Below are 13,673 nucleotides of genomic sequence, written 5' to 3'. Positions count from 1 at the left end.
CCAAATCAAGCTGTCGAATTTAGTAGATTTAAAACCAGCAGTTCACCAGCTGCAGTCATGTAACCGGGCTTGAAATCAGGGCACGTCCCAAGGCGGGCGGAGGAAGATAGCGAGAGCGGCGCGGCTAAGGAATGGTGACAACTGAGCTATTTGATACCTCTTCTCTATTTTGCGAACCAGTACCAATTTTTAGCGTTAGGTGACAGGCATACCTCACCGGTGCGCCTGTCATTTTGATATAGTTTCCGGGTCTTGCTGGGGCACGGAAAACCTATATCAATTGAACACACAATTTACCAGGTCAGGGTTCCAGCGGGCCTGCGGAACATATTCTGAATACTGGAGAAATCGAGCTGTTGATTTTCTTCACTCGCCCCGTGAAGCTGATACAGGTTTTTGGCCAGCGCTCCCATAGGCGTAGAAGAGGCGCTGGTGGAAGCCGCATCCATTGCGAGCCCCAGGTCTTTCAACATTAGCGCTACACTAAAGCCACCTGCATACCCCTTTGCTGAAGGTACATTTTCCATGGCGCCAGGATAGGGGTTGTAATTGGAGAGCGACCAATTATTGCCTGAACTCTCCTGCATAATCTCACTGAGGACCCTGGGGTCCAAACCTTTATCCACACCCAACTGTAAAGCCTCTGCGGTGCCGGTCATATGAATCGCCAACAGCAGATTGTTACAGATTTTGGCTACCTGCCCCGCACCAGCCCCACCCGCATGAAATATTTTCTTTCCCATAGCCTCTAGAACTGGCCGGGCCGAATTCACAACTACCTCATCGCCACCGCACATAAAGCACAGTGAGCCAGCTGCCGCTGCCGCAGTCCCACCGGAGACAGGTGCGTCAATCGCACGTAATCCTCGCTCATGCGCAGCGCTACTCACAGTAGAGGCATCTTCCGCGGATATCGTTGAGCAATCAATAACCAGAGTGCCAACCGGAAGTTGTTGCAAAAGGCCCTGATCACCGAGGTAGAGCCCTTTGACAGCCTCACCACTGGGTAACATCGAAATCACAACATCCGCACCTTCAGCGGCCTGAAGTGCTGTATCACAAGGAATACAGCCATCCTTATGGGCTTGAACCAATGCCGCGGAATTTAAATCGAAAGCAGCTACTCTGAAGCCTGCCTTTGCCAAATTGGCAGCCATAGGGCCACCCATATTACCCAGACCCAAAAAGGCTATTTTTTCCATAAAAGCCACTCCGTGTTTTGTTGTTTATATTCCGGGCATAAAGCGGCCAGGACGCTTGTTAACAGGCTTTCTATAAATCTATCAACGGATGATCGCTATCCCAGGGACCCACAAAGCAATCTGCCACTTGCTGAGAATTCATTTCCCCTAGGGATGCCGGTTGCCATTTAGGTGCGCGATCCTTATCAATCAACAGGGCACGTACCCCCTCCTTAAAGTGTCCGCTAGCGCAAAGATTAACTGCCAGATTCAACTCCATACGGAAAACATCGGCAAGAGACAAATGGCGTGCCCTGCGCAACTGCTCCCACACTATCCAGGGTGTTAATGGCGAGCCTCCCGCCAGGGTAGCAGCAGCGCGCTGTAACCATTTATCCACTCCCTGATACGTAGTGACAGCCGCACAGACCTCCGGCAGAGTCGAGAAATCCGTGAGCTGTTGAATTTGATCATAATGCTCGCGCAACGCCGATTCCGGCCGCTGCAGAGGAGATAGTTCGAGCTCTTTAAGGCAATCACCCACCAGCTGATGATTCACGGTGCAATCCGCAACAAAATCCAGCACCGATAGGGACTGTAAAACCGACTCACGCTGGTCTTGGGCAATAATTCGGTCCGCCATCCCTGCAAACAGGGCGTCGGCACCATTAAACTGGGCACCGGACAGGCCGAGGAAAAGCCCTAGACGACCGGGCATACGATTAAGGAACCAGCTCCCCCCCACATCGGGAAACAGGCCAATGGTAATTTCCGGCATCGCCATTCGCGTAGTTTCAGTCACAATGCGATGGCTCGCACCAGCCATAATGCCAATACCGCCTCCCATCACAATACCCCCACCCCAGACCACTATCGGCTTGGCATAAGTGTGTATCTTGTAATCCAAACGATATTCACGGGAGAAAAAATCAGTGGTATAGCGATAATCCGGCACTTCACCATAAGATGTCGACTGCTGATATAGCGCCACTACATCACCACCGGCACAGAGGGCCTTATCGCCACGGCCCTCAATCCAAACCGCCGCTATATCATCGTCTTCAGCCCAGGCGTCCAACTGGGTGGACAGCAGATCAATCATCTGCAGATTCAAGGCATTCAGTGCCTTGGGCAGGTTTAGGGTCGCGACCGCCAATGCGCCGCGCCGGGAAAACAATACCGGGGAATCCTGATCCATTGTTATCCGTCTTATTGCTCTTGTACTAGTTAGCGTCGCAGTTAAGCACATATCAGATTCGACGTCAGCCACACGCGAGTACAGCGGTGACAGGTACTAAGGTGCAGTTGCACTTTTTACGCAAACTGATAAGTTGCGCGCAAAATCTGAGCGATTGCAACACCCAGTTACGGAACCCCAAATGGCTGAATACGTATACACCATGAACCGGGTGGGCAAAGTAGTGCCCCCCAAACGCGAAATTCTGAAGGACATCTCCCTGTCTTTCTTCCCCGGCGCCAAAATCGGCGTACTCGGCCTCAACGGCGCCGGTAAATCCACCTTATTGCGCATTATGGCGGGGGTCGACCAGGACTTTAACGGTGAAGCCCGCGCCATGCCGGGTATTAAAGTCGGCTACCTGCCCCAGGAACCGCAACTCGATGCCAGCAAGACCGTGCGCGGCAACGTAGAAGACGGTGTACGCGAAGCCATCGACGCCCTCGCCGGCCTGGAACAGGTCTACGCCGATTACGCCGAGCCCGATGCGGACTTCGATGCCCTGGCTAAGAAACAGCAACAGTTCGAAGATATTATCCAGGCCTGGGACGCCCACAACCTGGAGCACCGCCTGGAAGTCGCCGCAGACGCCTTGCGCCTGCCGCCCTGGGATGCAGACGTCAACAACCTGTCCGGCGGTGAGAAGCGCCGTGTGGCCCTGTGCCGACTGTTGCTGTCCCGCCCGGATATGCTGCTGCTCGACGAGCCCACCAACCACCTGGATGCGGAATCCGTGTTCTGGCTGGAGCGCTTTCTGCACGACTTCACCGGCACTGTGGTAGCCATCACCCACGATCGCTACTTCCTCGACAATGTTGCCGGCTGGATTCTGGAGCTGGACCGCGGCCACGGCATCCCCTGGGAAGGTAACTACACCACTTGGCTGGAACAGAAAGAAAAACGCCTGGAGCAGGAGCAGCGCGGCGAACAGGCGCGCGCCAAAGCCATGCAAAAGGAACTCGAGTGGGCCCGCCAAAATCCCAAGGGCCGCCAGTCCAAGAACAAAGCCCGTCTGTCCCGCCTGGAAGAAATGCAGTCTCAGGACTTCCAGGCCCGCAACGAGACCAACGAAATCTACATTCCGCCCGGTGAGCGTCTCGGCGATAATGTGATTGAGTTTAAAGAGGTGAGCAAAGGCTTCGGCGAGCGCCTGCTAATCGACAATCTGTCTTTCCGCGTGCCCAAGGGCGCGATTGTGGGTATCGTCGGCGGTAACGGTGCCGGTAAGTCCACCCTGTTCCGTATGATCAGCGGCACCGAGCAGCCGGACTCCGGCGAAATCAAAATCGGTGAAACCGTTAAGGTCGCTTACGTTGAACAGGGCCGTGAGAATCTGGACGACAGCAAGACCGTATGGGAAGCCATCTCAGACGGCCACGATATGCTCAAGATCAACAGCTATGAAGTGGGTTCACGCAACTATGTTGGCCGCTTTAACTTCAAGGGCAGCGACCAGCAAAAACGCGTAGGCGAACTCTCCGGTGGTGAGCGCGGACGCCTGCACCTGGCCTACACCCTCAAGCAGGGCGCCAACGTACTGCTGTTGGACGAACCCTCCAATGATCTGGATATCGAAACCCTACGCGCCCTGGAAGAAGCCCTGCTCAACTTCCCCGGCTGCGCTCTGGTAATCTCGCATGATCGCTGGTTCCTAGACCGCGTCGCCACCCATATCCTCGCCTATGAGGGTGAGAGTGAAGCGGTCTTCTTCGAAGGTAACTACACCGAGTACCACGAAGACTTTGTGCAGCGCAAAGGTGAGGATGCAACACCTCATCGGATGCATTATAAAAAGCTTAAGACTTGAGAATAAAAAAGCCCGCTTCTGCGGGCTTTTTTAATTCACATACAAGAAGTGCAACATATACTCAAGTAAAATAAAATTCTGGCCATACATCAACAAATATAGGCGCCTTTTTTGGTGACTAACCGCTCATGAGAAGATATATAAACCTTGCCTTATTCATATTGTCGACCTCTAAATAAGATTTAAACATTGTCAACTCTATAATTCTGTTTAAAGTACTATTAGTTAGCTAAAATTATGGCTCAACCGCCAACTCTAACATACGCATGATATTGAGAAAGCATTACCAGCCTAAAATAAAAATCCGACCATTTAATCAAAAAAACCTTACAATTCTGTACTTTTTATATCAGCTCAAAATATATATAAGATTTGGACACATCTGATCCAGCACCCAAAAAGATAACCGAAATTATATTTTTAAAATGTAAAATTACTGGAATGTTACTATCTTTCCCAGAAATAAATAAAAACTTACAAACCACCTTACCAAATTAGTAACCACCACACCCTTGAAAAACCAACTCATATAAAAAGAACCAGTTTCCCACTTATTGTTCACTGAGAATAAACCAATACATTTAACACTAAACGAATCATACTTACACTTTCAATACTATTTTGAATTTTCAAGATAGAATAAAAAACTCTAGAAAATAACCTCTCATATATAAACAAGTCATGATCTGAGAGATAACGAGAGTTTGTCATTCTAGTGCTAATTAGATAAACTCGATAATATTTTGGCTGCCCCCTTTATGAGCCCTTATAAAATAAAGGTAAGGATGACACCAAGATTATTAGAAAAAACTCTTTGAGATTAACCGAACCTAAAAATTTACCTTTAATTAAAATTTAATGTAGAGTCAGCAGAAACACCAAGAGAAAGACCTTGTCGGCAAGAAAATATGGTTAATATATAAAAACTGCAATAAATCCAAAAATTATATTGGCGACCGAAGGAACTTCAACGAGTATTCAGTCGCATCGGCAAGCTAAACGCCATGAAGAAACACTTAATTCAAAGTGCATTGATCACTTAGGTCTAACTTAGAATTAAGACATCTTTAAAAGTCATCCACAAAGTCAGAAACCTAGACTAGAGATGTTGTGACAGCACTGTGATGCCGCTGAACACACCAAAAAGCCTGAACATAAGTCTCATATGGCAAACTTTAATTTGAACCGCAGTTACTTCCCTAATTGGGAGGGGGCTCTGGTATAGCCTCAGGACCAGCTTGGATATCAGTTTCAAAAAGCATTATTATACTCCATCTAGGAATTGACATTAAATTACAATTGGTTAGAGGCATAACCATGTACCGATACACAAATGGTACGGACCGAAAGCTAAGCCTCTAACCCTAAAACTGCTAAATATTCTAAACCTGATCTGTTGGCGGCTCTGGACTTGCCTCTGGACCAGCTTTTATATCTGTCTGACTATGCATATCATATCTCCTTTTACTCTTTAATTTGTCAAAGTTGCCATCATTCATTACTGAACAATGGACTATAGCAAGCTTAACTCGAATTTAGCTTTTTAGGCCAATGTTAATCGATAATTATGGGTGAGCGATCACAACTAATGTATTCGAATATTTTTTTATACAGTTTATCACTTTACGTAAGTTACCAGGATCTAGAGCAGCCAAGCTTTCATCCAGTATAACCAGCTCGGCATCCTGTAACAAAGCTCGAGCAATAAACAACCGACTCATCTCCCCATGTGACAACTTCCATCCCATCTCTCCTACGGTCTGCAGTATCCCCGCAGGCATTTTATTTAACAGGGGAGTCAGGCCCAACTCATCACAAACTGCATAGGCCTTTCGCAAACTCTCTTGCGTTGGTGGCCACTCATTCCCCATCAACAAATTAAATAGGAACGAGTCACCAAGTACATGATTTTCATGGAACTGAGGGGAGGAAGCTACGATTCGACGCCATTCATTCAAACCAAAACTGGCTCTATCGTACCCATTTAATAACATCAGTCCGTCACTTGGCTCATGGATACCTGTAATAATATTCGCTAAAGTAGATTTTCCTGACCCTGAAGCGCCTTGCAGTAATATACGATCCCCAGAATATATATTCAGTGTACATCCGGCCAGTATTGACCTGCCTTTTCCAGAATAGCTGAAACACAAATCCTTCATGGAAATGAAAGGTTGATTAGCTGTAAGCCTTTTCACACTATTTGCTTGCACGGTCCGAAACAAAGTGTGTGGTTGTGGTATTTCAAGGGCAAATAGCTTTCGTACGTTTTCCCAAGCTAAAAGGGCACTCAGAGCACTGGTGAAACCACTCATACATTTAAGCACTGCACGGTAGCCGAGTAGCACACCACCAAAGGCCACTGCTAGCTGAGCACTACTCACATCACCACTAATGAATACCGGTAACAATCCCACTACCCCAAATAAGAGCCACATGCGCGGTAAAAGAGCTACTAAGCGCACCATGGTACTATCTACGTCTGTAGAAGCTTGTAGGTAATTACTCAGCTCCCGATCTTCACCACGATGCCAATCCACCGGAGCTTGCTGGGCAAGGCGAGTGCGATGACCCAACATCTTTTCAATTAAGCGATCTGTCATTGATAGCCGCTGGACAACCCAGCTGCGACGACTTTGGTACTGGGCACTCCCCAGGACAATCGCCACAATGAAAAACAAAGGCAAAAGCAATAGATATATATGCCCTCCTGCACCTATCAACAATACAAAGACAGCCATAAGTAGCTCTGTAGCCCCTAACACCAAAAGGAAACTTCCCTGTAACGCGTTAGACTCAATATTTTCTGCATCATAAACACGCCCTAATACTTGGCCAGTGCCCATATGGCGCAAACGGTCTGGGTTGATACGCAGGGCGCTAGCAAGTAATCGTCGTTTTAGGAGTGCTCCGCTTTCTATCGATATAGAACCGCGTAGATGTAAGGTAAACAATGACAGAGGAACTTGAGAAGCCATCAACAATATCCAGGCAACAAGCCAGCCCGTATCGATATAGCCACCCAATACGGCACGTCCAATGACCCACCAGCTGGCCAAGAAAAAAACCATTTGTGTTGCGTGGCAGGCCAGCATGCCTAAAAATTGCCAGTGCTGGCTTCGCAAGCGTAACTGTTTCCAAACAGAGCGATGTGCAGGCTGGCGCAGTAACCAGCAACCTTCAATGCGCACCCCTGCCAGATTCTCTTTAAGTAGAGCCTCGGTCGCACGCGCGCGTCGTCGCTCCCCAATATTAATACCATCAAGTAAACGCGCTATACGCTCACGCTGGAAGGTCACTTGTCTATGACTGAACTGGGCCTCCACCTGACTAAGAGAATTTTGAACCACTTGCAACGTTGGGGTAAGTAAACGCAATTGACGGCGATTCCCCCCACATAAGGCGGCAAAATACTCACCCTCACCAAAATTTAAGCGAACCAATGCAGGTGAAGCCTGTAACAACATCTGGCTCAACTCGCTATAACTACAACTAACTTGCTCGACCTGTATATCTAGAGCTTCCGCACTCGCTTGTAGACGAGTGTTCGTGTCCAACTCATTATCTGTTGAAGAGTAATCCAGTATTTCCGGCTCCAATCCACAATGCCGGGCTAACGCCTGTAAGGCAGAATCTAGTTGAGAGGCAGGCCAACAACGGGAGCGGAGTTTGTCGCTTGAAATTTCAGAATTCATGGACCACCTCCTCGGACTGCCTTTCTTTTGGCTGTATCAGCTCCTCTTTCTTAATGGGCCTTTCTACCTCTGACAGGCTTCCTGCAGCCATGCGCAAGTAGCGCCAATCACTACTCTGCCAACACTCTTCCCATGCCTTTTGTTCAGAAACTACTAACCGCGCATAGTGGGAGTCCCTACGGGATTTCAGCTTTTTAGGTGCGCCGTCCTCTATAATACGCCCATCCTTTACTACCAGCACACGGGGAAAATCCTGCGTCTCAGAAATATCGTGGGTAATGCAGATCAAAGTGGTATCTTTCCAAATTTGTCGCACACGCCCAAGAAGTCGCTGACGCTGTTCACGATCCAAACCTCGAAAAGGCTCATCCAAGATTACGCAACAGGGGTTTTCCTTTCCCAGGGCTCGCCCCAGGCGTACGCGTTGGCCTTCTCCACCGCTAACAAGTGCACCACTTTCGCCAAGGGTACTTTGTAATCCATCTGACAGCGAAGCCACTAGCTTGAGTAGATCCGACTGCTCAAGAATTGGATACAAGGATTTATTAGGGCTGTTGCCGTAATTCAGGTTATCAAGGAGGCTACTATTCCAAAGCTGGATAGCGGGGTCTACCCAAGTACAATGCATGCGAAATTGAGCCAGAAGCTGGCCTTGCAGTTTCAAGCCATTCAAGAGCAACTGTCCACTGGAAGGTTTATGCCACCCTAACAAAAGGCCAGCAAGACTGGACTTTCCCGCGCCGGACTCACCAACGATAGCGGCATGTTCTCCTGGAACAATATTCAGGTTAATACTATCAAGAATGGTGCGACCGCTGACCTGGACACTGACATTTTCGAAGCAGAAATGTGCCGGTTGCGTCAGGCAAAAGCTCTCTTCTTTCTCATTGTCATCCGTTACTCCTTCCTCTGTTTTATCATTAACCGCCAGTAAAGGTTCTAAGGCGCGCAGTAAAGTATTTCGCTGTCTTGGATACTCCCGCATTAATACGGCAATATCTTCTCCCAGAGGTGGAAGGGCTAAAACCCAATAAATCAATAGCAATAGATCAGGGCTCGCTCCACGAACTTGGATGCAGTAAGCCACCAGGGTACAGACAAGTACACAATTTATAATCATCTGCACCGCCTGGCTGTTTAATTGCAAACGCAGAGAAAGATAACTGGACTTCACCCACTCGGTAAGTAAGCTCCCATGCTCTTTGCGCACTGACTCGGCAGCACCATGAGTTCGAATCGGAACAAGCCCTAAGAGCGCATCCATATAAAATCGAGCTAAGGCACCCGCATGTGTCTGGACACGCATGTGATGATCGTTAAGTAAAGGCTGGAACACCAGGGGAATCAATACCTGGACAGCGACCATCAGAATTACAAGCGGCGCAGCAGTCGGCGCAATCCATATAATTCCAGCAGCCGTAGCAAACAAAGAAACTACTTTAAAAAGAATACCACCTCCCAGCACAGGGAGTTCTCGTAATGCACTAATACGGTGACTGCGCTCGGCAGTATCTGAAGTTGGGCGACTCTGAAAAAAGTGATCCGGGATACGCGGCAATGCTGTGAGAAAACGCATACGAAAACGGTTTTCCAAGTGCCTCCCAATCATCAGTTGAATCTTTGCTGCAGGATACTGAATGAGAACTACAGTCAACATAAAACCCAGCAATAGCACCACAGTACCCGTCCGCTGTATTTCAGTACCCAGCTCACTATGGATATCGATCAGCCCCCGAAAGAGCAACGCTTCGGCCATTAAGCCAAATACGGCTCCCATCATCGCCAGGATAACTATGAGTGGAGCGAGTAAGCCATCATCCCGCAACATTCCAAACAGCTCCTGCAATGGACGAACAGGAGGCTCCTCTAAAGCTCTGGATAAGTTCTCAGAGCTTGGTTTCACTTCAGCATCTTTACGTAAGCCTTTAACACTTACTATTACTGCACCGCTGAACTCCAATTGTTCTGGAAACTGTTCGAAAGGTGTATTTAAGTCAGTACCAGGTGGACAATGAGGACGGGCACACCAATAACTCTCTGGCACCAAATTAAAAGCATCAGCAGAGCTTTCAGAAAATTCATCCACCAGCTTTTGTAGTATCCCACTAACTTCGCTTCCTCTGCGTAATGCCCCGGAGGACACCAGGGCGGTCATCATACGGACAGATGCATCAAGAAACGCTAAAGGTAGCCAACTGTCTGACTTCAGTGCAAACTGACAAAACTTCGCACAGAGTGATTCGGAAATTTTTAAGCGAACTATTCTTGTGCGAAGGGGATTCATAAAGTCATCTCCTCCCGCCCAGGCGCGCCACCCCTGGGGGGGAACACGCATAGTATGAATATGCAATTCTTCGAGGAAGCGATGAACATTGGGCCAACGTCGGCCACTGGCTGGGTCCATTACCTGTATAACACTACCGTGATTACGCCAGGCAACAACAAAATGAGTATTCCCATTAGGTAAACGCACAACCACCAGCCCAGGTAAATAACCAGGAATATCCATTAGCAAGTGGTCTTTTGGTACGACCATTTGAGCCGCATCTAATCCTAATTCAACAGCAATTTTTTCCAGCGTATTTATAGAAGTACCATCCACATCGGTCTGGCAAGCATCGCGCAAGTGGCCATAGTGGACATTGACTCCAAACCCCTCCAACAGGCTTTTCAGAGATGCCGGACCACAGTCCATATTAGATGTCTGTACAATTTCAGGTACTAGCCAGCGGATTTTCTGCCTCACTGAGAAAACCTCGCATTGTTTAGCTTACTATCTGGCTCCCCTGTCAACATATCTCCAACTCGCTGTAGTAGCAGTTGATAAGGAGTTTTTATCCCGGTAGCAACTTCTACTCTCGCGGGCAGGTCATGCATTAATGGTAGTTGTTGGGGCACTTCGCCTTGAAGAGATAGCTCGACCAAAATTCGATCTCCATGAACAGCACTGGCAACCCTCTCTACACGAGCATGAAGCTGCCCATAGCGCGCCCAGGAAAAGCCATCTAGTTTAACCCGGGCACTTTGCCCTTCACGAATATGCCCTAAAGCCATGGCCGGAGGAAAAAAGGCTTGCACGCTAATCATGCCTTTTGCTTGCATTGTGGCAATCTGTTGGCCAGCAACCAGAACCTCTCCCTCACGAATATCCGCTAAAGAAGCGAGCTTACCCGAAATTGGAGCACGTAACTGTTGCTCATCCACAGCCAAGTTACTCCGCTGTATGCGGGTATCCACCTCTGCAAGCTTACTTTGAATATCCGCCCGACGCTGCTTTAACCCACTAAGAGCAAGTTGATATTCACTGGCAATTTCCTCAGACCGATCAACGGTCGCCTCAATTTGGGCTTCTGAAGCCAGAGTTGCCATAGCCATTTGCTGGTAAGTTCGCTTTGCTGCCAAATAATCCAATTCAGAGCTTTGCTGTTTTTTCAATAATCGCTCATAACGATCTGCCACATCAGCCTGTATCCTCTGATTACTTATCTGAAGTTGGTACTGCTGGCGAATGAGTTTTAACTGCCCGTTGAGAGCTTTATTATCTTTTTCAAACTTTTTATCCAGAAGGGTTTGTTCCCGCCCGATCGCCTCAAGCTGTATTGCAAGGCTCTGGGAAATTTTATTATTCCCATCCAAATCAAGATCATACGCAGCAGTATCAAGCTGTACCAATATATCTCCCCTTTTGAGGATATCCCCCAGAGAAGCCTGGATAGACACTACTCTCCCTGTTCTTTGGGTGCTCACATGTACGGTATTTTGCTCCTGCTCAAGCCTGGCTTGATCACTAACGCTGTATGTAGTGATATCTTTTGTCAGAAACCAAACTATCCAAGCCACCATCAGCGATATACCAAGAGCTGTAGCCCATGCTAACGAGTAAAAAGTATCCGCAGAGATAGATCGAGTTGTATTAATGAAGGGGGTTGGCAATGCGATTCACCTAATTTGTACCAACTATGGCCAGTACTATTTATATTTCACCTTTATATGCGTACAGCCTTTGGCTGTTTATCGCGGAACCAAATCTAAATGCCCTATAACAGATAGTCAAATTCGATAAATATTGAACTATTCAACTAACTTATCGCTGTCTTTCTTGCCTATATGATCAAAAATCCAACATTGCACAAAAATAAATTCACATTTATCAACTAGTAAAATTCTAAAAATTTCTTATAGAGACGACCTACTGAAGAACTGTTATTAAAGTTAGAAATTAAAAAACATAACTTACTTTTATATTTTTAATCTAAAGCAGCCTATTAATACCTAACCTTACAGTCATTTTCCTAACTTGTATGCCGCTCCCCTACTCGAACAATTTCTCCCCAACCAATACATAAATGAAATCGATAGAACAGAAAAACACGTATATTTTTTACACCTCACTAAATTAATCGTCATGGAATCTTTAGAGCAAAAAAACCTATGCGTTAGTACACGGGCTATTCCATGGTGGCTGGTGCTGGTGGCGGGTTGCCCAAAGGCTGGTCGCAACTTGACACCGCACCTTCAGCTCTACCCCGACAGGTTTGGATGAAAAGCACCATCTAATCCACCCCGGTATTGGTATCGAAACTTTTATTGAATATATAGTCAGCGTCATTGAATGGGAGGAGCTTGACAATATCATCTTGGTTGGCCATAGCTTTGCCTGTATTACTGGTACAGCTGAGGCAGACAGAGTCAGGAAGCGCATAAAAAGCTAAGCTACCTAGATGCAGCAGTTGCCCATAATGGGCACTGCTTCTATGAACAGTGACCAGATCCGAACCGGGCTATGAGGCTGGCCCAAGCTAAGCTGGCAAGGGGTACTGAGTGTTTCCTAACCATACCTGCCCAGTCATTTAATATTATAAAACCCAAGGATATAGCCTGGGTTGAGCGCCACCTGACTCCCCATCCGGTAAAAATCTATCTTGACCCAATACATCTAAGTAAGCCGGAAAGATCTGGGCTGCGTATATGTTACTTGTACAAATCCTGTACACTCCTCTCGCGCACAAAGTCGAACATGGGCAAAAAGCTGGCTGGCTGGCTGGCTGGCTGGCAAATGATAGAAATCACCACAGGCCATAGCGCCCCTATTACTAATCCTGACATTGTTAGCAGTCTTTTACTAAGCCTATAGCCATGCTTTTTTAACACCTATATTCTCACCTGTTCGATACCCTCTTCTTTTTCCGAGAGCGCCAAAGCAGCATTCAAGGTCAACAGCTATAATGTAATCAGCTGAGATTTTCATATTGAGAATTATTGAGAAATGTATCTATCGGCTAGCCAGTCATGAAGTTATATCAGCTTAAAGCATCTAATCAACATCACCCTTTCTGGTAGAAGCACATGCCCAGCTGCAAGATATTTATAGAGTCCTCAAAACTGGTTCCAGATTCTGTGCCAGCCATATTTAATGAAATTCTTATCGAGGGGCTTGAAGCCAAAGGAGAGCATGCAGTTACAGCGGTGGTTGAATCAAATTATGTAGAACCCGCTGGCTGTTATATCGAAATAATATGCAGTAAAAAGCCTGCACGCACACATGAAATATTGCAAAAACTTGCTATCCGGATTGATGAAACAGCAAGAAGGATTTTTCAAATCGAAGATCCTATCACAGTAAGAATTTTATTGTTTGATGAAGACTTAATGTCGGGAATCAACTAACATTTTGACCACAAAAATAACCATTAGAAAAAATTAACAATCAGCCAAAACTATAAATAGCAACATCAGAGGCCGCCTCCTCTTCA

General features: G+C 47.1%; 7 protein-coding genes. 2 read left to right on the top strand and 5 right to left on the bottom strand.

Going from position 1 to position 13,673, the window contains the following annotated elements; genetic code table 11:
* Positions 1-293: 293 nt before the first annotated feature.
* Positions 294-1,202 (bottom strand): 3-hydroxyisobutyrate dehydrogenase, encoded by a 909-nt coding sequence (gene mmsB / locus G367_RS0117670; RefSeq protein WP_020414495.1) that lies wholly within the window; start codon positions 1,200-1,202, stop codon positions 294-296.
* Between the two features lie 70 nt (positions 1,203-1,272).
* A complete protein-coding gene (locus G367_RS0117665; RefSeq protein ID WP_020414494.1) occupies positions 1,273-2,379 on the bottom strand; it encodes an enoyl-CoA hydratase/isomerase family protein in 1,107 nt (368 codons plus the stop codon).
* A gap of 181 nt (positions 2,380-2,560) precedes the next feature.
* On the opposite strand from G367_RS0117665, the gene ettA reads away from it, so the two are divergent.
* Positions 2,561-4,225: an energy-dependent translational throttle protein EttA gene (gene ettA / locus G367_RS0117660; RefSeq protein WP_020414493.1), complete on the top strand. Its 1,665-nt coding sequence runs from the start codon at positions 2,561-2,563 to the stop codon at positions 4,223-4,225.
* A gap of 1,565 nt (positions 4,226-5,790) precedes the next feature.
* On the opposite strand, the gene G367_RS24195 is transcribed toward ettA, so the two are convergent.
* Genes G367_RS24195 through G367_RS0117645 form a run of 3 tightly spaced genes read right to left on the bottom strand, consistent with a single transcriptional unit; the run spans position 5,791 to position 11,763 of the window.
* Entirely contained in the window at positions 5,791-7,920 is a 2,130-nt protein-coding gene (locus G367_RS24195; protein WP_020414492.1) for an ATP-binding cassette domain-containing protein, read from the bottom strand.
* Complete coding sequence (locus G367_RS24190; RefSeq protein ID WP_020414491.1) at positions 7,910-10,666, bottom strand: ATP-binding cassette domain-containing protein; 2,757 nt, start codon at positions 10,664-10,666, stop codon at positions 7,910-7,912. Before G367_RS24190 ends, G367_RS24195 begins: the two co-directional genes overlap by 11 nt.
* Positions 10,663-11,763, bottom strand: a complete 1,101-nt coding sequence (locus G367_RS0117645) for an HlyD family secretion protein (RefSeq protein ID WP_020414490.1) — start codon at positions 11,761-11,763, stop codon at positions 10,663-10,665. Before G367_RS0117645 ends, G367_RS24190 begins: the two co-directional genes overlap by 4 nt.
* 1,503 nt (positions 11,764-13,266) lie before the next feature.
* On the opposite strand from G367_RS0117645, the gene G367_RS0117630 reads away from it, so the two are divergent.
* On the top strand, positions 13,267-13,587 hold the full coding sequence (locus tag G367_RS0117630) for a hypothetical protein (RefSeq protein ID WP_020414487.1): 321 nt from the start codon (positions 13,267-13,269) through the stop codon (positions 13,585-13,587).
* The last annotated feature ends 86 nt before the right edge of the window (positions 13,588-13,673 follow it).

The organism is Microbulbifer variabilis ATCC 700307 (assembly GCF_000380565.1).
GTDB classification, from domain to species: Bacteria; Pseudomonadota; Gammaproteobacteria; order Pseudomonadales; family Cellvibrionaceae; genus Microbulbifer; species Microbulbifer variabilis.
Note: the sequence above shows the minus strand (reverse complement) of the source record. Positions and strands in the feature narration are given on the sequence as shown.